Annotated in this window: 25 protein-coding genes; 12 read left to right on the forward strand and 13 right to left on the reverse strand. The window is 70.6% G+C overall.

Going from position 1 to position 24,237, the window contains the following annotated elements; translation table 11 throughout:
• The first annotated feature begins 69 nt into the window (after positions 1–69).
• The 3 genes from ctaD (at position 70) to RGD00_RS18670 (ending at position 3,422) form a co-directional block, all read left to right on the forward strand.
• On the forward strand, positions 70–1,755 hold the full coding sequence (gene ctaD / locus RGD00_RS18660) for a cytochrome c oxidase subunit I (RefSeq protein ID WP_310458789.1): 1,686 nt from the start codon (positions 70–72) through the stop codon (positions 1,753–1,755).
• A 77-nt stretch (positions 1,756–1,832) separates the two neighbouring features.
• Complete coding sequence (locus tag RGD00_RS18665) at positions 1,833–2,318, forward strand: DUF2244 domain-containing protein (protein ID WP_310458790.1); 486 nt, start codon at positions 1,833–1,835, stop codon at positions 2,316–2,318.
• An 84-nt stretch (positions 2,319–2,402) separates the two neighbouring features.
• A complete protein-coding gene (locus tag RGD00_RS18670; RefSeq protein WP_310458791.1) occupies positions 2,403–3,422 on the forward strand; it encodes an alpha/beta hydrolase in 1,020 nt (339 codons plus the stop codon).
• Here RGD00_RS18670 and RGD00_RS18675 read toward each other — a convergent pair.
• Entirely contained in the window at positions 3,400–3,864 is a 465-nt protein-coding gene (locus tag RGD00_RS18675; RefSeq protein WP_310458792.1) for a GatB/YqeY domain-containing protein, read from the reverse strand. The genes RGD00_RS18670 and RGD00_RS18675 overlap by 23 nt on opposite strands.
• A gap of 169 nt (positions 3,865–4,033) precedes the next feature.
• Between RGD00_RS18675 and carA the strand changes: the two genes are divergently transcribed.
• Both carA and RGD00_RS18685 read left to right on the forward strand, forming a co-directional pair.
• A complete protein-coding gene (gene carA, locus RGD00_RS18680) occupies positions 4,034–5,191 on the forward strand; it encodes a glutamine-hydrolyzing carbamoyl-phosphate synthase small subunit (protein ID WP_310458793.1) in 1,158 nt (385 codons plus the stop codon).
• A 104-nt stretch (positions 5,192–5,295) separates the two neighbouring features.
• Positions 5,296–7,230: a glycosyltransferase gene (locus tag RGD00_RS18685; protein WP_310458794.1), complete on the forward strand. Its 1,935-nt coding sequence runs from the start codon at positions 5,296–5,298 to the stop codon at positions 7,228–7,230.
• On the opposite strand, the gene RGD00_RS18690 is transcribed toward RGD00_RS18685, so the two are convergent.
• Positions 7,164–7,796, reverse strand: a complete 633-nt coding sequence (locus RGD00_RS18690) for a GntR family transcriptional regulator (protein ID WP_310458795.1) — start codon at positions 7,794–7,796, stop codon at positions 7,164–7,166. The two genes, RGD00_RS18685 and RGD00_RS18690, sit on opposite strands and share 67 nt — an antisense overlap.
• A gap of 113 nt (positions 7,797–7,909) precedes the next feature.
• Between RGD00_RS18690 and RGD00_RS18695 the strand changes: the two genes are divergently transcribed.
• From RGD00_RS18695 to RGD00_RS18705, 3 genes are all read left to right on the forward strand, one after another.
• The gene (locus RGD00_RS18695) at positions 7,910–8,569 is read left to right on the forward strand and encodes a pyrimidine 5'-nucleotidase (protein WP_310458796.1); all 660 of its coding nucleotides are present in this window, start codon (positions 7,910–7,912) and stop codon (positions 8,567–8,569) included.
• 387 nt (positions 8,570–8,956) lie between these two features.
• Positions 8,957–9,157 carry a hypothetical protein gene (locus RGD00_RS18700; RefSeq protein ID WP_310458797.1) on the forward strand — a complete coding sequence of 67 codons (201 nt, stop codon included), beginning with the start codon at positions 8,957–8,959 and terminating at the stop codon, positions 9,155–9,157.
• A gap of 240 nt (positions 9,158–9,397) precedes the next feature.
• A complete protein-coding gene (locus RGD00_RS18705; RefSeq protein WP_310458798.1) occupies positions 9,398–9,880 on the forward strand; it encodes an Hsp20 family protein in 483 nt (160 codons plus the stop codon).
• 51 nt (positions 9,881–9,931) lie between these two features.
• Here RGD00_RS18705 and RGD00_RS18710 read toward each other — a convergent pair whose 3' ends face one another.
• Genes RGD00_RS18710 through RGD00_RS18725 form a run of 4 tightly spaced genes read right to left on the reverse strand, consistent with a single transcriptional unit; the run spans position 9,932 to position 12,340 of the window.
• Positions 9,932–10,618: a 5-formyltetrahydrofolate cyclo-ligase gene (locus RGD00_RS18710; RefSeq protein ID WP_310458799.1), complete on the reverse strand. Its 687-nt coding sequence runs from the start codon at positions 10,616–10,618 to the stop codon at positions 9,932–9,934.
• A complete protein-coding gene (locus RGD00_RS18715; protein WP_310458800.1) occupies positions 10,615–11,625 on the reverse strand; it encodes an NAD(P)H-dependent flavin oxidoreductase in 1,011 nt (336 codons plus the stop codon). Before RGD00_RS18715 ends, RGD00_RS18710 begins: the two co-directional genes overlap by 4 nt.
• Positions 11,622–12,002, reverse strand: coding sequence for a DUF488 domain-containing protein (locus RGD00_RS18720; RefSeq protein WP_310458801.1), 381 nt, complete (start codon positions 12,000–12,002; stop codon positions 11,622–11,624). The genes RGD00_RS18715 and RGD00_RS18720 overlap by 4 nt, the downstream gene beginning before the upstream one ends.
• A complete protein-coding gene (locus tag RGD00_RS18725) occupies positions 11,999–12,340 on the reverse strand; it encodes a carboxymuconolactone decarboxylase family protein (RefSeq protein WP_310458802.1) in 342 nt (113 codons plus the stop codon). The genes RGD00_RS18720 and RGD00_RS18725 overlap by 4 nt, the downstream gene beginning before the upstream one ends.
• A 544-nt stretch (positions 12,341–12,884) precedes the next feature.
• On the opposite strand from RGD00_RS18725, the gene RGD00_RS18730 reads away from it, so the two are divergent.
• The gene (locus RGD00_RS18730) at positions 12,885–13,796 is read left to right on the forward strand and encodes a mechanosensitive ion channel family protein (protein ID WP_310458803.1); all 912 of its coding nucleotides are present in this window, start codon (positions 12,885–12,887) and stop codon (positions 13,794–13,796) included.
• Between the two features lie 60 nt (positions 13,797–13,856).
• On the opposite strand, the gene RGD00_RS18735 is transcribed toward RGD00_RS18730, so the two are convergent.
• Complete coding sequence (locus RGD00_RS18735; protein ID WP_310458804.1) at positions 13,857–15,335, reverse strand: NAD-dependent succinate-semialdehyde dehydrogenase; 1,479 nt, start codon at positions 15,333–15,335, stop codon at positions 13,857–13,859.
• Between the two features lie 130 nt (positions 15,336–15,465).
• Between RGD00_RS18735 and RGD00_RS18740 the strand changes: the two genes are divergently transcribed.
• A complete protein-coding gene (locus RGD00_RS18740) occupies positions 15,466–16,263 on the forward strand; it encodes an alpha/beta hydrolase (RefSeq protein ID WP_310458805.1) in 798 nt (265 codons plus the stop codon).
• A gap of 276 nt (positions 16,264–16,539) precedes the next feature.
• Here the strand turns inward: RGD00_RS18740 and RGD00_RS18745 are convergent, their stop codons facing one another.
• The 5 genes from RGD00_RS18745 to RGD00_RS18765 all read right to left on the reverse strand — a co-directional run bounded on the left by RGD00_RS18745 (position 16,540) and on the right by RGD00_RS18765 (position 21,475).
• On the reverse strand, positions 16,540–17,535 hold the full coding sequence (locus RGD00_RS18745) for a P1 family peptidase (RefSeq protein WP_310458806.1): 996 nt from the start codon (positions 17,533–17,535) through the stop codon (positions 16,540–16,542).
• A 186-nt stretch (positions 17,536–17,721) separates the two neighbouring features.
• A complete protein-coding gene (locus RGD00_RS18750; protein WP_310458807.1) occupies positions 17,722–18,072 on the reverse strand; it encodes a TFIIB-type zinc ribbon-containing protein in 351 nt (116 codons plus the stop codon).
• A gap of 57 nt (positions 18,073–18,129) precedes the next feature.
• Entirely contained in the window at positions 18,130–19,713 is a 1,584-nt protein-coding gene (locus RGD00_RS18755) for an ABC transporter ATP-binding protein (RefSeq protein WP_310458808.1), read from the reverse strand.
• Positions 19,710–20,531, reverse strand: a complete 822-nt coding sequence (locus tag RGD00_RS18760) for an ABC transporter permease (protein ID WP_310458809.1) — start codon at positions 20,529–20,531, stop codon at positions 19,710–19,712. The genes RGD00_RS18755 and RGD00_RS18760 overlap by 4 nt, the downstream gene beginning before the upstream one ends.
• Positions 20,528–21,475, reverse strand: coding sequence for an ABC transporter permease (locus RGD00_RS18765; RefSeq protein ID WP_310458810.1), 948 nt, complete (start codon positions 21,473–21,475; stop codon positions 20,528–20,530). The genes RGD00_RS18760 and RGD00_RS18765 overlap by 4 nt, the downstream gene beginning before the upstream one ends.
• A 158-nt stretch (positions 21,476–21,633) precedes the next feature.
• Between RGD00_RS18765 and xrtE the strand changes: the two genes are divergently transcribed.
• Positions 21,634–23,220, forward strand: coding sequence for an exosortase E/protease, VPEID-CTERM system (gene xrtE / locus RGD00_RS18770; RefSeq protein ID WP_310458811.1), 1,587 nt, complete (start codon positions 21,634–21,636; stop codon positions 23,218–23,220).
• Between the two features lie 69 nt (positions 23,221–23,289).
• On the opposite strand, the gene RGD00_RS18775 is transcribed toward xrtE, so the two are convergent.
• Positions 23,290–23,523 carry a VPEID-CTERM sorting domain-containing protein gene (locus RGD00_RS18775; protein ID WP_310458812.1) on the reverse strand — a complete coding sequence of 78 codons (234 nt, stop codon included), beginning with the start codon at positions 23,521–23,523 and terminating at the stop codon, positions 23,290–23,292.
• A 501-nt stretch (positions 23,524–24,024) separates the two neighbouring features.
• Here RGD00_RS18775 and rpsL point away from each other — a divergent pair.
• Positions 24,025–24,237, forward strand: a 213-nt coding sequence (rpsL, locus tag RGD00_RS18780) for a 30S ribosomal protein S12 (RefSeq protein WP_310458813.1), incomplete at its 3' end; no start/stop codon positions are given.

Here is a 24,237-nt window from a genome sequence, read left to right on the forward strand (position 1 = left end):
CGGCGCAGGAGGGAATCTTCCTGCGTCGAACGCGCAATCAACGCGCGAACGCAAAAACGGGAGACAGGCATGGCCGACGCCGCAATTCATGGTCATGGTCATGGGCACGACGACAGGCGGGGATTCTTCACCCGCTGGTTCATGTCCACCAACCACAAGGACATCGGGATCCTTTACCTCTTCACGGCGGCCGCGGTCGGTCTGCTGGCCGTCATCTTCACCGTGTACATGCGGCTGGAGCTGATGGAGCCCGGTGTGCAGTACATGTGTGCCGAGGGCGCGCGCCTGACCGCCGCCGCGGCGGGGGAATGTACCCCGAACGGCCACCTGTGGAACGTGATGATCACCTACCACGGCGTGCTGATGATGTTCTTCGTCGTCATCCCCGCGCTGTTCGGCGGCTTCGGCAACTATTTCATGCCGCTGCACATCGGCGCGCCGGACATGGCGTTCCCGCGGATGAACAACCTCAGCTACTGGATGTATGTCGCGGGCGTCTGCCTGGGCGTCGCCTCGCTGCTGACGCCGGGTTCGTCGGACGGGCAGCTGGGCGCGGGCGTGGGCTGGGTTCTCTACCCGCCGCTGTCGACGCAGAACGCCGACCTGATCTCGATGGACCTCGCGATCTTCGCGGTGCACGTCTCGGGCGCCTCGTCGATCCTCGGCGCCATCAACATGATCACCACCTTCCTGAACATGCGCGCGCCGGGCATGACGCTGCACAAGGTGCCGCTGTTCGCCTGGTCGATCTTCGTCACCGCCTGGATGATCCTTCTGGCGCTGCCCGTTCTGGCCGGCGCGATCACCATGCTGCTGACGGACCGCAACTTCGGCACCACCTTCTTCGCCCCCGAGGGCGGCGGCGACCCGATCCTTTACCAGCATATCCTGTGGTTCTTCGGCCACCCGGAAGTGTACATCATCATCGTCCCCGGCTTCGGCATCATCAGCCATGTCATCGCGACCTTCTCGCGCAAGCCGATCTTCGGCTATCTGCCGATGGTCTATGCGATGGTGGCGATCGGCGCGCTCGGCTTCGTCGTCTGGGCGCACCACATGTACACCGTGGGCATGTCGCTGACCCAGCAGGCCTATTTCATGGTCGCCACCATGACCATCGCGGTGCCCACCGGCATCAAGGTGTTCTCGTGGATCGCGACGATGTGGCGCGGCTCGATCAGCTTCGAGACGCCGATGCTCTGGGCCTTCGGCTTCCTGTTCTTGTTCACCGTGGGCGGCGTCACCGGCATCGTGCTGAGCCAGGCCGGCATCGACCGCGCCTATCACGACACCTACTATGTCGTGGCGCATTTCCACTATGTGATGAGCCTCGGCGCGGTGTTCGCGATCTTTGCCGGGGTCTATTACTGGATCGGCAAGATGTCGGGCCGGCAATACCCGGAATGGGCGGGCAAGCTGCACTTCTGGATGATGTTCATCGGGTCCAACCTGACCTTCTTCCCGCAGCACTTCCTGGGCCGTCAGGGCATGCCGCGCCGCTACATCGATTATCCCGAGGCTTTCGCCTACTGGAACAAGATCTCGTCGATCGGCGCGTTCATCTCCTTCGCCTCGTTCGTGTTCTTCATCGGGGTGATTTTCTACACGCTGTTCGCCGGCCGGCGCGTGACGGAAAACAACTACTGGAACGAATACGCCGACACGCTGGAATGGACCCTGCCCTCGCCGCCGCCCGAACACACGTTCGAGCAGCTGCCCAAGCGCGAGGACTGGGACAAGGCCCATTCCCACTGAGGCGACTCCATCCATGCAGGGCCCCGGATCGTTCCGGGGCCCTGTGCGTTTCTGGACTGCCGTTTCTGGACGGACCGATGCCCTACGAATGGCTTCCCCCCTCGGCCGAGGGAGAGCGGCTTCACCTCTGGCCCTACCGGTCGCTGCCGCGGCGGGGCTTCGTGCTGTTCATCGGCGCGACGGCCGCCCTGCTGACGGTGCCGCTGGTGCCGGTGCTGGGAACGCCGGTGCTGTGGGTGCTCTTGCCGTTTCTGGTGCTGGCCGTCGCCGCGCTGTGGTGGGCGCTGGAGCGCAGCTATCGCGATGGCGAGATCGTCGAGGATCTGACCCTGACCCGCGCCGAAATGCGCCTGACCCGCCACGGGCCCCGCGGGCGGCGGCAGGACTGGCAGGCCAACACCCATTGGGTGCGGCTGACGCTTTATCCCCAGGGCGGGCCGGTGCCGCAGTACCTGACCCTGACGGGCGGCGGGCGCGAGGTCGAACTGGGCGCCTTCCTGTCGGAGGAAGAGCGCATCGCGCTGCATGACGACCTGGCCCGGCGGTTGTGCGCGCTGCGCTGACCCGCCCCCGGTCGGCGGAAATCCCCCCTGATGCTCGCCACGGTTGTGCCACCGTGGCATTCTGCGCCGAAAAACGGAGCAGGCATGCAGTTTCACCGACGTCGCCGCCCCCGCTATCTTCGCCGTCTGCTGGTGCTGGTCCTGCTGCTGGTGCTGGCCGCCGGTGCGGCAGTGCGGTTCAGCCCCTGGCCCGCGGCGCTGATCCTGCGGCAGGTGCATGAGGCAGAGGCCGCGCGGGCGATGGCCGCGCTGGCCCCGCTGGTGCCCGCCGGGCTGGCAGAGCGGCGGGATGTCAACTACCTCGGCGCCGGGCCCGAGACGCGGATGGATCTGATCCTGCCGCCGGGGCCTGCGCCCGCCACGGGCTGGCCGGTGGTGGTCTGGCTGCATGGCGGGGCCTGGGTCGCGGGCGACAAGGCCGATGTGGGCAATTATGCGCGGCTGCTGGCGGGGCAGGGGGTGGCGGTCGTGGCGGTGAACACGCCGCGCGCGCCCGCCGCACGCCACCCCGAACCGGCGCGTCACGCCCATGCGGCGCTGGCATGGCTGGCCGCGCATGGGCCGGGTGCGGGGCTCGACATGGCGCAGGTGGTGCTGGCGGGCAACGGCACGGGGGCGCAGATCGCCGCGCAGGCGGGGCTGGCGCAGGTGGATGCCGGCTATGCCGACCGGCTGGCCCTGCGCCCGGCGCTGCCGCCCGGGGCGCTGCGCGGGCTGGTGCTGTTCGGCGGCGTCTACGACCCCGGGGCGCTGGTGCTGCCCGTTCCTCTGGGCCGCCTGCGGGCACGGGTGGCAGAGGCGTATTTCGGCCCGGGCGGGCCCACGGCCACGGACCTCGCGCTCTACGACATCGCCGGAAACCTGCCCGCCGATCTGCCGCCGCTGTTCGTCAGCGCGGGCCCGGCCGATCCGCGCGCCCCGCAATCCGCCGCGCTGGCAGAGGCGGCGGAGGCAAAGGGCCTGCGCGCCGACAGCCTTTTCTTTGCGGCAGAGGCGGCGGTACCGCACTACCCGTTCGACCTGACCGCCCCCGCCGGGCGGGCAGGGTTCGACCGCATGCTGGCCTTCCTGAACGGGGTTTTCAGCCGGCCAGCCGCGCCTTGACCGTGGCGCCCGCGGCGGCGAAATCCATCTGCCCGGTGTGGCGGGCCTTTAGCACGCCCATCACCTTGCCCATGTCGCGGATGCCGGTCGCGCCGACCTCGGCCACCGCGGCGTCGATCGCGGCCTCGACCTCTGCCGCCGACAGCTGGCGGGGCAGGAATTCCTCGATCACCCGGATCTCGGCCAGTTCCTTTTCCGCCAGTTCCAGCCGCCCGCCCTCTTCGTAGATGCGCGCGCTTTCCTGCCGTTGCTTGACCATCTTGCCCAGTATGGCGAGGATTTCGGCATCGCTGACGCCCCCCTCGCCGCCTTCCCCGGTCCGCGCGGCGATGTCGCGGTCCTTGATGGCGGCGTTGATCAGCCGCAGCGCCGATAGCCGGTCCGCCTCTTGCGCCTTCATCGCGGCCTTGAGCGCGGCGGAAAGCCTTTCGCGCATGGTCATCGCTGTCATCCCTTGGCTGTGCAGCGCCAGAATACGCGCGCGAACGTGAAAGGGCAACCGGGGGTGGAATTGACAAGGCGTTGATTTTCAACGATAACGCATTTGAGCCCCCGGGTTGACCCCGACCCGCCGCCGGCATAGTTTGCGCCCGTTTATCCCGGAGTCGTCCATGCCCACAGCCACCCCCAAGCCGACCGCCTGCCTTGCCCTGGCCGATGGGACGCTGTTCTTCGGCACCGGCTTCGGCGCCACCGGCGAAACGGTCGCGGAACTGGTGTTCAACACCGCCATGACCGGCTATCAGGAAATCATGACCGATCCGTCCTATGCCGGGCAGGTCGTCACCTTCACCTTCCCCCATATCGGCAACACCGGCGTCACACCCGAGGATGACGAGACGGGCGAACCCGGCGCCGCCGGCATGGTGGTGAAATGGGACCCGACGGAACCGTCGAACTGGCGCGCCGCGGGCGATCTGGTGCGCTGGCTGACCGCCAAGGGCCGGATCGGTATCGGCGGCATCGACACCCGCCGCCTGACCCGCGCCATCCGTCAGCAGGGCGCGCCGCATGTGGCGCTGGCGCATGATCCGTCGGGCAATTTCGACATCGCCGCCTTGGTGGCGAAGGCGCGCGAATGGAAGGGGCTGGTGGGCCTCGATCTGGCCAAGGACGTGACCTGCGCGCAAAGCTATCGCTGGGACGAAAAGCGGTGGGCCTGGCCCGAGGGCTATACGCGGCGCGAGGGCCCCGGCCTGCGCGTCGTCGCCATCGATTATGGCGCGAAACGCAACATCCTGCGCTGCCTCGCCTCGGCGGGCTGCGAGGTGACGGTGCTGCCCGCCACTGCCACGGCCGAAGACGTGCTGGCGCTGAACCCCGAGGGCGTGTTCCTGTCGAACGGCCCCGGCGATCCGGCGGCGACCGGCGAATATGCGGTGCCGATGATCCGCGGTGTGCTGGACCGCGACCTGCCGGTCTTCGGCATCTGCCTGGGCCACCAGATGCTGGCGCTGGCGCTTGGCGCGCGGACGGTCAAGATGAACCACGGCCATCATGGCGCGAACCATCCGGTGAAGGATCTGGAATCGGGCAAGGTGGAAATCACCTCGATGAACCACGGCTTCACCGTGGACAGCCAGACCCTGCCCGCGGGCGTGGTGGAAACGCATGTATCGCTGTTCGACGGGTCGAACTGCGGGATCCGCGTGGCCGACCGGCCGGTGTTTTCCGTCCAGTACCACCCCGAGGCGAGCCCCGGGCCGCAGGACAGCTATTACCTGTTCGACCGTTTCGCCGCCGCGATGCGCGCCCGCCGCGCCGCCTGAGGCGATCCGGGGCACCGATTCGGGGTGTCGATTTGGGGTTAACCCCCCGTTAACCCCATCGCGGCCATCCTGACCCTGCCGGCATCCCGCCGGCAGAGGTTCGGATGCGCCACGCCGCCCTACGCCCCCTTGACCCCGCCATCGCCCCCGCGCCGTCGCGTGCCGGGGATGCCGACCTTGCGGCGCAGCTGCTGGCGGCGGGGCTGGTGGCGCCGCTGGCCCTGCGCCGGGCGCTGGCGCAGGCGCAGCGGACAAGGGCGCGGTTGGCCGATGTGCTGCGCAAGGAACGGCTTCTGGCGGATGACGTGCTGGCCGCGGCGCTGGCGCGGTTCCACGGGATGGCGCAGGCGGATCTGGATCGCATCGCCCCTGACCCCCGCCTGATCGACCGTCTGGGGGCGGCGCGTTGCCTTGCGCTGCGGGTGCTGCCCCTGCGCCGGGCCGGGGGGCGGGTGCTGGTGGCGCTGGCGGTGCCCGAGGACCTGCCGCATATCCGCGATGAACTGGAGGCTGCGTTCGGCCCCGTCACCCCCCTGATCGCGCCGGAACCGCAGATCACCGCCCGCATCTTCGCCTTGCGCCGCGCTACCCTGCGCCACGGCGCCGAAACCCGCGCCCCCGCGGGGCAGAGCCTGCGGGATTGGCCCGTCGCGCTGCTGACGCGGCTTCTGCCCGCGCTCGGGCTCGGGATCGTCGCGGCGGTTGCGGCGGCCCCGGCGCTGGCGGTGCTGGTGCTGACGGTCTGGGCGGTCATGTCGCTGGTGGCGATGATGGTGCTGAAGGGCGCGGCGCTGGCGATGACCTTCCGCGCCCCCCCGCCCGAGGGGCCCGCGCCGGATATCGTCCGGCTGCCGGTCGTGTCGGTCATGGTGCCGCTGTTCCGCGAAACCGACATCGCGCCGCGGCTGCTGCACCGGCTCGGCCGGCTCGACTATCCCCGGGCGCTGCTGGATGTGGTGCTGGTGCTGGAAGAGGTGGACACCGACACCCGCGCCGCGCTGGAATCTGCGGGCCTGCCGGGCTGGATGCGCGTGGTCGTGGTGCCCGACGGCACGCTGCGCACCAAGCCGCGGGCGCTGAACTATGCGCTCGACTTCTGCCGCGGGTCGATCATCGGGGTCTATGACGCCGAGGACGCGCCCGACCCCGACCAGATCGCCCGCGTCGTCCGCCGGTTCCACGAACGCCTGCCGGAGGTCGCCTGCCTGCAAGGAATACTCGATTACTACAACCCCCGCACCAACTGGATCGCGCGCTGCTTCACCATCGAATATGCCGCATGGTTCCGCGTCGTCATGCCGGGGTTGCAGCGGATGGGCATCCCCCTGCCGCTTGGCGGCACCACGCTGTTCATCCGCCGCGCGGCGCTGGAACGGGTCGGCGCCTGGGACGCCCACAACGTGACCGAGGATGCGGATCTGGGCATCCGCCTGGCCCGCCACGGGCTGCGGACGGAGATGATCGAAACCGTGACCGGAGAGGAGGCGAATTGCCGCCTGCGCCCCTGGGTGAAACAACGGTCGCGCTGGATCAAGGGCCATATGCTCACCTGGGCGGTGCATATGCGCCACCCCGTCCGGCTGTGGCGCGATCTGGGGCCGCGCGGGTTTCTGGGCTATCAGGCGGTGTTCTTGGGCGCGCAGTCGCAATTCCTGCTGGCGCCGCTGTTGTGGTCGTTCTGGCTGCTGCCCCTGGGGGTGGCGCATCCGGTGGCGCTGGCGCTCGGCCCCGGGGCGCTGAAGGCGCTGTTCGCATTGTTCCTGCTGGCGGAACTGGTGAACCTGCTGGTCCATATCGCGGCCGCCCGGCGCACGCGGCACCGGCGGCTCTGGCCCTGGGCGCCGACGCTGCACCTTTACTTTCCCTGCGCCACCTTCGCCGCCTGGCGCGCGCTGTGGGAGGTATTCACCCGCCCCTTCTATTGGGCCAAGACCAGCCACGGCCATTTCGACGGCGCAGGGCCCGCCGCGCCTCAGCGCCGCCGCACGTCGCCCGCGTCGATCTTCAACCGCGTCTCGAAGGCGCGCGAGATATGCTGACGCAGCGCCTCATAGGCGGCGGGGCCGTCATGCGCCTCGATTGCCGCCACGATGGCGCCATGTTCGGCCAGCGCCGCCGCATCGCGCCCCTCCGCCGCCAGCGAGGTCGAGGCCAGAAGCGCCATCGACCGGTGCACGAGGTCCAGTTGCTGCACCAGATAGCGGTTGTGCGAGGCGAGGTGGATCTGCTTGTGGAACCGCCGGTTCGCCCGGCTGAGCGCCTGCGGATCGCCCAGAAGGCGGTGGTCGTCCTCGACCATCGCGCGCAGCACGCGGATTTCCTCGTCCGTCGCATGCTGCGCGGCCAGCCGGGCCGCCAGCCCCTCCAGCTCTGCCCGCACCACATAGAGTTCGGCCAACTGGTTGTGGTCGAGCGAGGCGACGATCAGGCTGCGCCCGTCGCGGGCCAGCATCGACTGGGTTTCCAGCCGCTGCAACGCCTCGCGCACCGGGGTGCGCGAGACGCCGAACCGTTCGGCCAGTTCCGATTCCACCAGCCGGTCGCCGGGGCGGTAGACCCCGGTGTCGATCGCTTCGAGGATCAGGGTATAGGCGTCTTTCTGCACCGGACGTGCATCCTGGGGAAGGGGGGCTTTCATGGCGCCGGATGCTAGCCGCGCCCATGCGCCGGAACAAGCGGCAGGTTGCATCCCCGGCCGGGCGTCCCTAGGTTGCGGCCATGGTCGCGCAACAGTTCCATCACGTCGACACTTGGGTGTTCGACCTCGACAATACGCTCTACCCGCCCTCGGCGCGGCTCTTCGACCTGATCGAGGCGCGGATGACGGCCTGGGTGATGGGCGCGCTCGGCGTCGAACAGGCCGAGGCAGACCGGCTGCGCCGCGACTACTGGCTGCGCTACGGGACGACGCTGGCGGGGCTGATGGCCGAACACCGGGTAGATGCCGATGCCTATCTGGCCGATGTCCATGACATCGCGCTCGACCGTATCGCGCCGGACCCCGCGCTGACCACGGCGATCGGGGCGCTGCCGGGGCGGCGGATCGTCTATACCAACGGCAGCGCGGGCTATGCCGAACGGGTGATCGCGGCGCGGGGGCTGACGGGGCTGTTCGATGCGGTCTACGGCGTGGAACATGCGGGTTTCCGGCCCAAGCCCGAACGGGGCGCTTTCGAGGCGGTGTTCGCCCGCGACGGCGTGACCCCGGGCCGGGCGGCGATGTTCGAGGACGACGCCCGCAACCTCGCCGCGCCGCATGCGATGGGGATGCGGACCATCCACGTCGCCCCTGCCCCGGAACCCGCGCCGCATATCCACCACCATACCGACGATCTGGCGGGTTTCCTGACGCAACTGTCGCGGCCGCCCCGGCGCTGACGGCGTTGCCCCGGCCGTTTCCGGCTCTCCCGCGCCCAAGGTCGAAAACCGCGCCTGCCGCAGGCATCCGGGCCATCCCGTTCCGGGCCGGGGTGGTGGTGCGGCGCGGTTTCTGCCCGTCTGCCGGAAAGGATTTCCTGCCCGATCCGCCATCGGGTCCGTCGCTGGAACGGTGCCCCGCGCGCCGCCCGATGTGAAAGCACCCTCCCGCTACGGCGGCCGTGCACCGCCAAGGCCTGTCCCCGCCGTGCGGGCCGGGCAAACCACCCCTCCGGCGGGGCGGCGTTCCGTCGCAGCCCCCGCACCGGGCGCCACCTGCGGCGGAATGCCGTGTTCCAGAAACATCTTTCCCGGGCCATTCCTGCGCCGCACGCACCGGAGGCAGCCATGACCCATCCCCCCGCCCGTCCCGACGCCCACGCCGCCCCCGCGCCGCGCGACTCCCGTACCATCTGGTATCTGATCGCCCTGGCGGTGGTTCTGATCGCCGCCGCCACCTGGGCCTGGGGCCTGCCGGCGCTGGCCATGGCGGCGCTGGCCGCGGTGCCGGTGGTCTTTGCGCTGCTGCTGCTCATCACCCGCGGCTAGGCGCCCGCCCGTCCCCCTTTCCGGGGCGAACCTGCACCTTCAGGCTGGCCCGAATATCCCCGCCGGAGGCTCCGGCCCTTTCCGCCCGCACCACCGCGGGGCCGGGGCGCTTGCCGCGACACCGCCCCCTTGAAACCTGCGCGCCGCCTTACCAGCTACATCCCATCCGGGTGCCGATGACGGGCCCGGCCAACCGCCCGCCCATGGGGCGGGCTCTGACATCGCTCGCTGGAGGATGACATGCGAACCTTCGATCTCTCGCCGCTTTACCGCGCGACCGTCGGCTTTGACCGTGTGGCCGACATGATGGACAGGGTGCTGTCCAACGACATCGCCCAACCGACCTACCCGCCCTACAACATCGAAAAGACCGCCGAGAACGCCTATCGCATCTCGGTCGCCGTGGCCGGTTTCGCGCCCGACGAACTGTCGGTCGAGGTGAAGGAGGGCACGCTTTTCATCGCCGCCCGCAAGACGCCCGAAACCGCGGAACGGGCCTATCTGCACCGCGGCATCGCCACCCGCGCGTTCGAACGCCGCTTCGCGCTGGCCGATCATGTCCGCGTCACCGGCGCCACGCATGAATTCGGCATGCTGCATGTCGATCTGGTGCGCGAAACGCCCGAGGCGCTGAAGCCCCGCCGGATCGAGATCGCCCGCGCCGACGAAACGGCCCGCGCCGGCGAGATCGAGGCGAAGGCGGTCGAGGCCGCCACCGTCTGACCCACGGCGGAACGCAGGACACGGGGGGCGGCGCCATTGCGCCGCCCTTTGCTATTCCGCCCGGAACCGCAGCCCGTTTTCGGTGACGATCGCGTCCATCGGCACATCGTGGGGCTGGGGAAAGATCGTCGGCAGGGCGGCGGCATCCAGCCCCGTGCCGATGGCGAAGGGGCGGGGGCGCAGCGCGGCCAATGTGCGGTCGTAATACCCCCCGCCGTGGCCGAGCCGATAGCCCGCGCTATCCCAGCCGACGAGGGGGGCGATCAGGATGGCGGGGGTCAGCGTCTCGGCGGTGGCGGGAACGGGGATGTTCCAGTGCCCGCGCTCCATCGCGGCGCCCGGGGTCCAGGGGCGGAAGGTCATCGGGCGTGCGGGGCGTTCGGCCACGGGCAGGGCGATGCGCGCGCCGCGGTCGTGCAGGCGGGCCAGCCACGGGCGCAGGTCGGGTTCGGCCCGGATCGGCCAATAGCCCGCCACCACCACCCCGCGCAGGTCGGGGGCGATCCGGGCGAGCAGCGCATCCAGATGGCGGGCGATGCCCTCTGCCGCCGCCCGCCGTTCGGCCACGCTCAGCGCCGCGCGCGCGGCCAGCAGGTCCGCCCGCCGCGCCTTGCGCCAGCGCGCCACATCGGTCGCCTGTTGGGCATCGACCGCCAGCGGGTCGAAGTAATCCGGCGCGATCTCCCCGGCGAGGCAGGGGGGCGAGGCATAGCCGCGCGGGGCCCCGCCGCCGGTCATGGGCGCGTCCCGAGGCGGGTCAGGATCGCCTCTGCCTCTGCCATGATCCGCCGCAGGCGGTCCCCGGCGGGGATCACGGCGGTGATCGCATCCACGCCCTGTCCGGCGAACAGCGCCATCGCCTCCAGATCGCCGGTGGTGGTGCGCAGGGGGGAATCGGTGCTGTAGCGCAGGATGGGGCGGCCGTCCTCTTGCGCGATGACCTCGCGCGGCAGGGCGGCCGGGTCGTGGCCGGTCAGGCGATGGCCGAGCGGGCGGGTGGTGCTGTTGGCGATCACCCGCACGGCGGCATGGGCGGGCCAGTTCAGCACGAAAATGTCGGTGCGCAGCGTATCGGTGGCGTGCGCCGCCACCACGCGGTCCTTGTGATAGTCATGGGCGAAGGATTCGGGCGTGGCCAGAAAGGCCGTGCCGCATTGCACCCCCTGCGCGCCCGCGGCCAGCGCCGCCACCAGCCCCGCGCCGGTGCCGATGCCGCCGGAGGCCACCACCGGCACCCATGCCGCCCGCGCCACCGTTTCCACCAGCGCCAGCAGGCCGGTTTCGCCATGCACATGGCCCCCCGCCTCTGCCCCCTGCGCCACCAGCACATCGGCGCCCGCGTCCTGCGCCATCCGCGCGGCCTCGGGCGTGCCGACCTGATGGATCACCTGCGCCCCCGCCGCCTTGACCCGCGCCAGCGCCGCCGGCACCACATCCCAGAAGAACGAGAACGCCCCCACCCCAAGGTCGAGGCAGGTGCCGATCTGCCGGTCGAGCAGCCCCGGTTCCGTCGCCGCCGGGATCAGGTTCACCGCGAAGGGGCGGGGCATGGCGGCGCGCAGGGCCGTGACCTCGCGCGCGATCAGGGCCGGATCCTCGCGCACCATGCCGAGCTGCGGATACCCGCCCGCCGCCGCGACCGCCGCCGCCAGTTCCCACCGCGCGACGCCCCCCATCCCCGCCAGCAGCACCGGCACGTCGCAGCCGAGCAGGTCGCAAAGCGGTGTGCGCAGGGGGGGCGTCATCGCGGGGCCCCCTGCGTCAGCAGGTCGGTCAGGTGGTCGCGCAGCACCACCGCATGGCTGTGCGCCGGATCCCGCGCCGCGGTCAGCAGCGTGACCGGCCCCTTGCGGCACCAGGCGAGCGTGGTTTCCAGGCTTTCCGGGTTGTCGCGCAACTGGTCGAGATAGCGGCGGCGGAATTCGGGCCAGCGGTCGGGGTTGGCGTGGAACCACTTGCGCAGTTCGGTGCCCGGCGTCGCCTCTTTCGGCCAGTCGTTCAGCGGCAGATCCGCCTTGGCCACCCCGCGCGGCCAGAGCCGGTCGATCAGCAGCCGCGCGCCGGGCGCATCGCCGGGGGCATCGTAGACGCGGGCGATGCGGATGGGATGGGGCGGGGTCATGCGGTGCCCCCGTCCGGGCCGCCCTCGCCCAGAATGTCGAGCGCCTTGAGCGCATGGGCAGAGGCCGCGCCCGCCCGCATCTCGGCGGCGACCCGGATCGCCTCCATGATCTGTTCGGGGCTCGCGCCTTCGCGCTTCGCGGCCTTGACGTGGCCCTCGATGCACCAGGGGCATTGCGCCACCGCGACCGCGATCAACTGCTTGGTGCGCGCGTCCAGCGCGCCGGGGGCGAAAACCGCCCTGGAAAAGGCGCGGAAGGCCGCCTCGGCCTCTGGCGCCAGCGCCTGTCGGCGGTCCACCGGTGCGCGGGTTGCCTTGGGAAACCGGATCTCGCTCATCTTCGCGGCCTTTCCTGACGGGATACGGGCGGGGCGCGTTGTCTCTTGGGGTAGTCCGAGCAATGGGTATTGTAAATACCGATTGATGGGTCGCCCCGCGGGGCCAGTCTTTTCGCCGCAGTTCCCACCCGCCCGCTGCCGCCGGCCCCTGCCGCGCGGATGCGCGGGGCAGGGTCTTGAAATCGCGGGAAAGATGCCCAAGTGCAGAACAGGCGGGCCCCAGGGCCATCCATTCCCTTAACGGAGGTGTCGCGATGCAGGGCTTCGGCCCCGGAAGGATCGTCATGCGCTGCGAACAGGCGCATGTCCCGCCCCGGCCCCGGTAGCGCGCCATCCGCGCAGACCGCAGGGCCGGGGCTGGTCGAACGCATCCCTTCCCTTACCGCAGGTCTTGCCATGTTCCGCGCCTTGTTGCCCCCCGTCTGCCCGCAATGCGGGGCGAATGTCCCCCGCGCCGCCGCGCGCCGCTGCCCGTCCTGCCGCACGCCGTTCCTGTCGCCCTTTGCCCCGTCCCGCCCCCCGGCGGCCGAGGAAGACCCGCGCGATGACCAGGACTGACCCCACCGCGCCGATCCCGGCGCAGCTGCGGATGGCGGTGGCCCTGGGGGTGCTGGTGCTGCTGGCGGTGTTCGCGGAACCGCTGTTCGCGCTGCTGCCCCCGGGTGCGCGGGGCTGGCAGGAACCCGCGCGCAACGCGGCCATCGCGCTGGCGCTGTTCGCGGGGGCCGAACTGCTGCACGGCCTTGCGGTGACGCGGCTGGCGCGGCGGCGCAAGGGGCGGCGGCCGGTGCCGCGGGTCCTGCTGGATCTGCTGCGGGTACTGCTGTTCGTGCTGGCGGTGCTGATCAGCCTGTCGCTGTTCTTCCGGCAGGATCTGTCGGGCATCCTCACCGGGTCGGGGCTGGTGCTGGCGGTGCTGGGGTTCGCGATCCGCAACGTGGTGGCGGACACGTTTTCCGGCATCGCCCTGGGGCTGGAGGCGCCGTTCCGCATCGGCGACTGGGTGCGGATCGAGACGCTGGCGCAGGGCCGGGTGCAGGAAATCGGCTGGCGCACGACGCGGCTGGTGACGCGCGAAAGCACCTATGTGATCCTGCCGAACAGCCAGATCTCGCGCCAAAGGATCACCAATTTCAGCGCCCCGCGCGCCGACTACAGCGACCATGTGGAACTGACGCTGCCCGCCGACCTGCCGGTGGCAGAGGCCAAGGCGCTGATCCGGCAGGCGCTGGCGGGGGCAGAGATGATCGCCGCCGAGGGCAGACCCCCGCCGGAGGCGCAGGTGGCGCGCTATGGCCCCGGGGGGATCACCTATCGCGTCGGCTATCGCGTACCGCAGCAGGACCGCGAGGCCGCCTGCCGCAACGAGGTATTCACCCGCATCGACGCGGCGTTGCGCGCGGCCGGGGTGCGGCTGGTGCAGGATTGCCCGCGTTGCGCGGGGGCAGAGGTCTGAGCCGGAAATGCGAACGGCCACCGGCGGGGTGCCGGTGGCCGCGGGTCGGATGCGCCGCCGTCAGATCGACAGGCAGACGTATTTCATTTCCAGATAGTCCTCCATCCCGTGGCGCGACCCCTCGCGCCCCAGGCCCGACTGCTTGACGCCGCCGAAGGGGGCGACCTCGGTCGAGATGATGCCGGTGTTCACGCCGACGATGCCGTATTCCAGCGCCTCCTGCACACGGGTGATGCGGCCGATGTCGCGGGCATAGAAATAGGAGGCCAGACCGAAGATCGTGTCGTTGGCGTAGCCGATGGCCTCTTCCTCGGTGTCGAACCTGAACAGCGGCGCGAGCGGGCCGAAGGTTTCTTCCTGCGCCACGGCCATGTCCTGCGTTACGCCGGTGACGATGGTGGGTTCGAAGAACGACCCGCCGAGCGCGTGGCGCTTGCCGCCCTGCACCACCTTGCCGCCCTTGGCGACGGCATCAGCGATATGTTCCTCGACCTTTTCCACCGCGGCGACATTGACCAGCGGGCCGAGGTCCACCGGATCGGCCAGCCCGTCGCCCACCTTCAGCGCGGCGACAGCCCTGGACAGCTTTTCCGCGAAGGCGTCATAGACCCCGGCCTGCACATACAGGCGGTTGGCGCAGACGCAGGTCTGGCCGTTGTTGCGGTACTTGGACATGATCGCGCCCTGCACCGCCGCATCCAGATCGGCGTCGTCGAACACGATGAAGGGCGCGTTGCCGCCCAGTTCCATGCTGCATTTCATCACCTGGTCGGCGGCCTGCCGCAGCAGGATCCGCCCCACCTCGGTCGAGCCGGTGAAGGTCAGCTTGCGCACGGTCGGGTTCTCGCAGAACTCCTTGCCGATGTCGGAGGACCGTTTCGAGGTGATGACCGAAAAGATCCCCTTGGGCAGCCCCGCGCGATCCGCCAGCACCGCCAGCGCCAGCGCCGACAGCGGCGTTTCCGCCGCAGGCCGCGCGACAAAGCCGCAGCCCGCCGCCAGCGCCGGCCCGCATTTGCGGGTGATCATCGCATTGGGGAAGTTCCACGGCGTGATCGACCCCACGACCCCGATGGGCTGTTTCAGCACCGTCAGGCGCTTGTCGCGCTGGTGGCCGGGGATGGTTTCGCCATAGATGCGCTTGGCCTCTTCGGCGAACCATTCGATGAAGGACGCGCCATAGGCGATTTCACCCTTCGCCTCGGCCAGCGGCTTGCCCATTTCGGCGGTCAGGATGCGGCCCAGGTCCTCCTGGTTTTCCATCATCAGGTCGTACCACTTGCGCAGCAGGTTGGCGCGTTCCTTGCCGGTGCGCGCGGCCCAGTCCTTCATCGCGGCCTCGGCGGCGGCGATGGCGCGCGCGGTTTCGGCGCGGCCGAGGTTCGGCACGGTGCAGATGACATCGCCGCGCGCCGGGTTGACCACCGGGAAGGTGGTGCCGTCATCGGCGTCGATCCATTCCCCCGCGACATAGGCCTTCGTCGCCAGCAAGGAGGGATCCTTGAGAAGCGAGGCGAGATTGGTTGCCGTGTCCAGCATCGGTACCTCCATGAATTTTGGCGCCATGCAAAGCACGCCCGCCCCCCTTTGTCCAGCACGGAGGGGACAGACACTTTCCTGCCGGGCGGGGCCGTGCCAGTCTGCCGCGGCGTGCCGAAAGGGGAAAGCCATGACCAGCGATGCCGATGCCGCCTATGCCAATGCGCCGCATATCCCCGGTGCAGCCGACTATCCGCCCCGGTGGGCGGGTGCGGCGGCGGCCTTTCGCGCGGGGTCGGGGGCGCGGGCGCGGCTGGATCTGGCCTATGGGCCGGGCGAACGGCAGCGGTACGATCTGTTCCTGCCCGAGGGCCCGGCGCAGGGGCTGACGGTCTTTGTCCATGGCGGTTACTGGCTGGCCTTCGGGCGGGGCGACTGGTCGCATCTGGCGGCGGGGCCTCTGGGCCGGGGATGGGCGGTGGCGATGCCGTCCTACACGCTCGCCCCGGCGGCGCGGATCGCGGCGATGACGGCGGAAATCGGGGCGGCGGTCGCGGCGGCTGCGGGGCAGATCGCGGGGCCGGTCGTCGTCACCGGCCATTCCGCCGGCGGGCAACTGGCCGCGCGGATGGCCTGTATCGACGCGCCCCTGCCGGTGGATGTGGCGGGGCGGATCGTGCGGGTGGTGCCGGTGTCGCCGCTCGCGGATCTCGTGCCGCTGATAGACACGGCGATGAACGCCCGCCTGCGCCTCGACGCGGCAGAGGCGGCGGCGGAAAGCCCCGCCCGCCTGCGCCCCCGCCCCGGTCTGGAAACGCTGGTCTGGGTCGGCGGGCAGGAACGCCCGGCCTTCCTGTGGCAGGCGCGGCTTCTGGCGGAAACCTGGGCCTGCCCCTGGCATGTGGAACCGGGCCGGCACCATTTCGATGTGCTCGACGATCTGGCCGAGACCGCGAGTGCGCTGACCGCGGCGGTGACGGGGAACTAGAACGGATCGACCTTCACCCCTTCCCTCTGGCTGGCGAAGGCGCGTGCCTTCGCCACATCCCGCCATTGCCGCTACCCCGGCCGGGGGCCCCGAGCCCCCGGCCAGCGCCCGCCCCGCCCATGGCGGGCGCTACTCGCCCGCCGGGGCAGGCGCTGGCCTGGCCATTGTTCCCGGCATCACCGCCCCTAGTGTCACCGCCGCGCGAACGGGCGGGGGAAACGCGGTGCGTTTCCTGATCCCGCCCGGCCCGACCGGGGGCGTGAAACCCGTCTGCCATCACCCCCCGCCGAACCGTTCCCGCCACGCCGGTTGCAGATCGCCCGGCTGCGGCGTCGCGGCATGCACCGCCCGGGCGATGGCGCGGGCAAGGCAGGATGCCGCGGCATGACCCAGCCGATAGGTATCCGCCAGCGGGTCGGCCATCGCACGCGCGCCGGTGGAGACGGCAAAGACCAGATCGCCGTCCAGCGGCGTATGGCTCGGCACCAGTGCGCGCGCCATGCCGTCATGGGCGGCCACCGCCATCCGCTGCGCCCCCGCCTTGGTCAATGCGGCATCGGTGGCGACGATGGCGATGGTGGTCGCCGCGCCCACCGCCTTTGCGGGCGGCGGCTCTGCCCCCGGGTCATGGCGCGGCGCGGGGCCGCGCCCGCCGAATTCATCCCCCAACTCCCATGGTGCGGCCCAGAACCACGGCCCCTCGCCCACCGTGGCCGAACCGAGCGCGTTGACCGCCACCAGCGCCCCCACGGTGATGCCGCTGTCGAGCACCGCCGAGGCGGACCCGAGCCCGCCGCGCCAGTTCGCCGTGGTGGCCCCGAACCCCGCCCCGGCGGAGCCGAGCGCGAAATCCGCCCCCGCCGCCGCCAATGCCGCCCGGCCGAGGCCGGGATAGGGGCTTTCGTCCCAGTGCTTGTCGCCGCCATTGGCCAGATCGAACAGGATCGCCGCCGGCACGATGGGCACATGCAGCCCGGCCACCGCGAAGCCGCGCCCGGCGGCCCGCAGCCCCGCGACCACCCCGCCCGCGGCGTCGAGCCCATAGGCCGAACCGCCGGACAGGCAGATCGCATCCACCTGTTCCACCAGCTTGTCGGGGGCCAGAAGATCGGTCTCGCGCGTGCCCGGCGCGCCGCCCATGACATGGACCGCGGCGGTGAAAGGCGCATCGCCCGTCAGCACCGTCACCCCGGTCCTGACGCGCGCATCCTCGGCATTGCCGACCCGCAGCCCCGCCACATCGGTTATCAGGTTCCGCCGTCCCGGCCGCATCCCTCACCCCCTCCTCTGGCGCATACCGGGGTAAAGTCCCGGTCTACGGACACGCCGCCCGTTTCCGCTTCATCTTTTCAAAAATACCCCAGGGTCCGGGGCAGCGCCCCGGCGCGCCGCCGGACGCCATCCGCAGGGCAGACTGGCAGAAACCGCCGCAGACGCAAGCGGGGTGCGCAAGCGGGATCAGAAGTCGAACAGATCCTCGAGGAAGGACCCGCGCCGCCGCCGCCCGGAATGGCGCCGGTCGTCGTCATCGTCGTCGTCGCGGTAGCGGCGATCCCTGCCGCGGTCGTCGTCCCGCTGGCGGTTGCGCGCGGTTTCGGGCGCGGGTGCGGCGGCGGGCTGACGGGGCGGTTCGGCACGGGCGGGCGGTGGCTGGACCACGGGGGGCATCGTGCTGGCGGCGGCGCGGTCGATGATCTTGTCCAGCTCTCCCCGATCCAGCCAGACGCCGCGGCAGCGCGGGCAATAGTCGATCTCCACGCCGTTCCGTTCGGTCATCACCAGCGTTTCGTTGTCCACGGGGCACTGCATCGGCATCTCCTTGATGTTCCGGTCAGCAGATGGGGGTTCCGGCAGGCGGCGGCAAGATCAGCGGCCGGCGAGCGCGGTGCCGATGCGCGGCGTCGCGGCGATCAGTTCGGCGGTATAGGGATGGCGGGGGGCGGAAAAGACCGTCTCTGTCGGGCCTTCCTCGACGATCTCGCCCGCCTGCATCACCAGAACGCGGTCGGTGATCGCGCGGACGACGTGCAGGTCGTGGCTGATGAACAGATAGGCCAGCCCCAACCGCCCCTGAAGATCGGCCAGCAGATCCAGCACCTGCGCGCGCACGCGCACGTCCAGCGCCGACACCGCCTCGTCCAGCACGATCAGGTCGGGGCGCGTGACCAGCGCGCGGGCGATGGCGATGCGCTGGCGCTGGCCGCCGGAAAATTCGTGGATGTACTTGCCCATGTCCGCCGCCGACAGCCCCACATCCGCCAGCGCCGCCGCCACGCGGTCCTTCGCGTCGTCGGGGCGCTGCGGCATCAGGTGAAAGGGTTCGGCCACCAGCCGCCCCACCGTCCAGCGCGGGTTGAAGCTGCCGTAGGGGTCCTGGAACACCGCCTGCACGCCCGCGCGCATCGCCGGGTCCATCCCCGGCCCGACCGGCTGCCGCCAGAGCCGGATGGCGCCGGCCTGCAAGGGTTCCAGCCCCAGGATGGCGCGGCTGAGGGTGGATTTGCCGCAACCCGATTCCCCCACCAGCCCGAGGCTTTCGCCCGCATGCAGGGTGAAGCTGACGCCCCGCACCGCCTCGACCCGCCGGGCGGGGGCGAAGAGGCCGCCGCCGGGCAGGGCATAGCTGCGCCGGGCGTCGGTCACGGTCAGCAGCGCCTCGCCCTGCGGTTGGGGGATGCGGGCGGGGCGGTGTTCGGACGCCGCGAAAAGCCGCCGCGTATAGTCGTGCGCGCGGGTGCGGAACAGGTCCGCCGTGGGGCCTTCCTCCACGATCCGGCCCGCCTGCATCACCGCCACGCGGTCGGCCATGCCCGCCACCACCGCCAGATCGTGGGTGATCAGCATCAGCGCCATGCCCTCTTCCGCCACCAGCCGCTTCAGCAGCGTCAGGATCTGCGCCTGCGTCGTCACATCCAGCGCGGTGGTCGGTTCGTCCGCGATCAGCAGGCGGGGGCGCAGGGCGATGGCCATGGCGATGCACACCCGCTGCCGCTGCCCGCCCGACAATTCGTGCGGGTAACGGTCCAGCGGAAAGCGGTCCGCCGTCAGGCCCACACGGTCGAGCATCGCGCGCGCCGCCCGCCGCGCCTCGGCCCGGCTGGCAGCACCATGGATGACCAGCGTTTCGGCCACCTGGTCGCCGATGGTCTGCACCGGGTTCAGCGCCGTCATCGGTTCCTGAAAGATCATCCCCATGTCGCGGCCCCGGATGGCGCACATCTGCGCCTCGGTCGCGGCCAGCAGGTCGGTGCCGCCCAGGCGCGCCCCGCCCGTGACCCGCGCGCCCTCGGGCAGAAGGCGCATCGCGGCGAAGGCGGTCAGCGACTTGCCCGACCCGCTTTCGCCCACCAGCCCGAACACCTCGCCCGGGGCGATGTTCAGGCTGACGCCGTGCAGGATCGGCGTGCCGTGGATGGACAGATGCAGGTCTTGCAGGGACAGAAGGCTCATCGCGCGCGCCTCAGCCTTGGGTCCAGCAGGTCGCGCAGCCCGTCGCCCATCAGGTTCAGCCCCAGAACCGACACCACGATGGCCAGCCCCGGCAACAGCGCCAGATGCGGGGCAAGCGCGATCATCGTCTGCGATTCCGCCAGCATCCGGCCCCAGCTTGGCGTGGGCGGCTGCGCGCCGAGCCCGACATAGGACAGCCCCGCCTCTGCCAGGATGCCGAGGCTGAACTGGATCGTGCCCTGCACGATCAGCAGGTTGGCGATATTGGGCAGGATATGTTCGGCCGAGATCCGCGCCGCGCCCTTGCCCGCCACCCGCGCCGCGCGGATGTAGTCGAGCGTCCAGAGGCTGAGCGCGCCGCCCCGCGTGACCCGGGCGAAGACGGGGATGTTGAAGATGCCGATGGCAAGGATCGCATTGGTGGCCGAGGGGCCCAGAACGGCGGTGATCAGGATGGCGATCACGAGGCTGGGAAAGGCGAAGATCAGGTCGTTGCCGCGCATGATCAGTTCGTCCACCACCCCGCCGCGCCGGGCGGCGGCCAGCAGGCCGAGCGGCACGCCGACGACCACGCCGATCCCCACGGCGAGGATGGCGACGGCGATGGATGTCCGCGCGCCGACCATCAGCATCGACAGCATGTCGCGCCCGAAATGATCGGTTCCCAGCAGATGGCCGGGCGCGCCCGGGGGGCGGAACTTGGCGGCGACGTTCAGCGCCTCCACCGGCCAGGGTGTCCAGACCAGCGACACCAGCGCCGCGACGGCCACCAGCGCCGACAGGGCCGCGCCGAGGATCAGCGACCACCGGCCCCTCATCCGCGCCGCCTCAGCCGCGGGTCGACGATGGCATAGGCCAGATCGACGGCGAAGTTCACCACGATCACGGCGAAGACCAGCAGCATCACCACCGATTCCACCACGATCAGGTCGCGCTGCGTGATGCCCTGAAAGATCAGCCGGCCGAGCCCGGGCAGGTAGAACACGTTCTCGATGATGATCGCGCCGGCCAGAAGGAAGCTGAATTGCAGCCCGAGGATCGTCAGCACCGGGATCAGCGCGTTGCGCAGCGCGTGGCGCAGCACCGCCTGCGCGGGGCTGAGCCCCTTGGCCCGCGCGCTGCGGATATAGTCCTGCCCCAGGGTCTCGATCACCGCCGAGCGCATGACGCGGGCGAGGATCGACGCCTGCGGCAGGGCCAGCGCCACCGCGGGCAGCGTCAGCGCGCGCAGGTTGGGCCAGAGCCCCTGATCCCATCCCGGAAACCCGCCCGAGGGAAACCAGCGCAGCGCGATGGCAAAGACGGCGACCAGCAGCATCGCGAACCAGAAGTTCGGCACCGCGATACCAAGCTGCGTCACCCCCATCACCGCGACATCCGTGGCCCTGCCCCGCCGCGCCGCGGCCCAGAGGCCGACGGGAATCGCGATCAGCGTGGACAGGACCAGCGCATAGATGGTCAGCGGCAGCGACACCTGCATCCGCGCCGCCACCAGATCGGCCACCGGCACCCGGTAGGTGTAGGACATGCCGAAATCGCCCCGCAGCATGCCGCCCGCCCAGGCCAGATAGCGTTCGGCCACGCCGCCGTTCAGCCCCAGTTGGTCGCGTAGCGCGGCCACCGTTTCGGGGCTCGCGTTCATGCCCAGCATGAAGGACGCCGGATCGCCCGGGATCACCTCGATCACCGCGAAGATCGCGATGCTCGCCACGATCAGGCTGAGGCAGAGCGAGACGAGCCGCGAGACGGCATAGCGCAGCATGGGGGCTCCTTTCCCCGATCACGCTAGAATGCGGCAGGGCGCCGGTCCAGTGCCCTCATGCGGTGCCGGACCCGCCGCGATGACGCCATATTCGCCCGCCAGTGTCGCGGCGAAACGCCCGGTTGAAAGTCCGCATGTACCAGTCCACCCTTGCCCGAATGCGCGCCCCCCGTTACCGCTTTGCCCTGATCGTCACGCTGTTCGTGGTGGAATTGCTGCTGCTGGCGGCGGCCTATCAGGTGCTGACCGATTTCGAATGCCGTGCGACCGGCGCCGAGGGGGCCTGCCGGTTCCTGCGCAGCATGGTGGCGCGCGGGCTGTCGGTGTTCGCGGCGCTGGCGCTGCTGGCCTGGGCCTGGCCCAAGGTGGCGGCGGCCTTCCTGGATCGCGCGGCGGATCATCCGGGGGCGGGACGCTGGCGGGCGGTGCATCTGGGGGGTGTGGCGATCCTGTTCCTGCCGCTGGCGCTGGCGCCCGGGGGCGATCTGGTCGCGGTGTTCTGGCCGGCGCTGGCGTTGTGGACCGGGGGCGGCCTTCTGGCGGCTCTGGGGGGTGTGCTGTGGCTTGCCCCGCCCGGGGCCTGGCGGCTGTGGTTCGACCATGGGGTGGCGACGCCGCTGCTGGTGCTGGGGGTCACGCTGCTGGTGCCCGACATCGCCGAAACGGTGCTGCCGCTGTGGGACTGGCAGGTGGTGACGGATGTCACCTTCGCCGCGGTCCATGCGGTGTTGCGGCTGGCCGGCCCGGCGGTGCAGGCGGATGCGGCGGCGCATGTGATCGGCATCGACCCCTTCTTCGTCCATATCGCGCGCCAGTGTTCGGGGATCGAGGGCGTGGCGCTGATGGCGGCCTTCGTGGGGCTTTACGGCGTGCTGTTCCGGGCCGACCTGCGGATGGGGCGCTATATCGCCGTGGTGCTGCCGGTGGGGCTTCTGCTCAGCTGGATGCTGAACGTGGTGCGGATCGCGGCGCTGGTGGTGATCGGCGCGCGGGTGTCGCCGCAGATCGCGGTGAACGGGTTCCACAGCTATGCCGGCTGGATGTTCTTCACCGCGCTGGCGCTGGCGCTGTTGGTGGGGGTGCAGGCGGTGCCGTGGCTGCACCGGCGCGCGCCCCGGGCCGAGGGGCCGCGCATGGCGCAGGACGTGGTGGCGGCGCAGATCCTGCCCTTCGTCGTCTTCATGGTGGTGCTGGTGGTGGCCAATGCCCTGTTCCCGCATCCCGACCTCGGCTATCCGCTGGTGGTTCTGGCGCTGGCGCTGGCGGTCGCGGCCTTCCTGCCGGTGTGGCGGGGGATGGACTGGCGCCCCGGTGGGCTGGCGCTGGCGGCGGGGGCGGCGGTCGGCCTCGGCTGGGCGCTGACATCCGGGCCCGGCGGGGCAGGGGGGCCGCTGGCCGAGGGGCTGGCCGCGCTTCCGGCCTGGGCGCTGGCGGGCTGGATCGCGGCACGGGTCCTGGGCACGGTGGTGCTGGTGCCGCTGGTGGAGGAAATGTTCTTTCGCGGCTATCTGCTGGCGCGGCTGGATTTCGGCGGGCGCGGGGGCGCGATCGTTTCCATCGCGGTGACAAGCCTTCTGTTCGGCGCGTTGCACGGCCGCTGGCTGGCCGGGGCGCTGGCGGGGCTGGTCTTCGCGCTGCTGGCGCTGCACCGGGGGCGCGTCACCGATGCGGTGGCGGCGCATGTGCTGGCCAACCTGATCGTGGCGCTGGCGGCGCTGGCCACGGGCGACTGGACGCGGATCTGAAGACGAAAAAGCCCGCGCCCCCGGGGTGGGGGCACGGGCTTTGCCATGGGCCGTTGCCGGTCGCGCGGTTCAGCGCGCGCGGCGGCGGCGTTCCCAGGTGAACAGCAGCGCGGCCAGCACCGCAGCGGCGGCCAGAAGCCCGGTCGAGGCGTCGATCTCGGGAACCGAAACCGGCGTCGGGGTCGGGCGGGGACGCGGCAGCCACCAGAACAGCACATCGCCGAGGGACTGGGCGAGCAGCGGCGTCGAGGTGACGGTCAGCGCGACGGCCGCGGTCGTCAGGCGAGTAACGAGTGAACGCATCGGGGACTCCTACTTTGTGTCGAAACCAAGCCAGAACGCGTGGGGCGTGACAAGAAAAAACCCCATTTCCGCCCCGTTTCCGCCACGTGACGGCGTAAATCCCCCGCCGGAACCGGGTTTGTTTCCACTGCCGCGACGTTCCGCCCCGCGGCGGCCCGCGCGCCGCCGTCTCAACCCTGGCGGGAGACGAATCACCCCGCCCCGGCGATGCCCGCGAAGGCCAGTCCAGGCAGGGGTATCGTTGTTGACATCCCCCCCGACTCCTCCTATACGGCCCCCACTTGTGCCTTGCCTTTGCTGGCGTGGCGCAGAATCAAAATCGAAGTGGTCACGATCCGGGCCCGGCCCCGATCCTCTGGAATTCCACCGCGTCGTCCCCGCGAAGGGGGCGCATGCGGTTTTCGTGTTTTGCGGACGCGCAGGGCACAACGTTGCGAACTGCCCCCGGAAACCCTGCGGACGCGCAGAGGCCGAACGGGTTGCAAGAAAAGGCGAGATAGTATGCCGACGATCCAACAGCTGATCCGCAAGCCGCGGCAGCCCAAGGTGGTGCGCTCCAAGTCGCAGCACCTCCAGTCCTGCCCGCAAAAGCGCGGCGTCTGCACGCGCGTCTACACGACGACGCCGAAGAAGCCGAACTCGGCCATGCGGAAGGTCGCCAAGGTGCGGCTGACCAACGGCTTCGAGGTGATCAGCTACATCCCCGGCGAAAAG

The organism is Ruixingdingia sedimenti, from assembly GCF_031432425.1.
GTDB classification, from domain to species: Bacteria; Pseudomonadota; Alphaproteobacteria; order Rhodobacterales; family Rhodobacteraceae; genus Ruixingdingia; species Ruixingdingia sedimenti.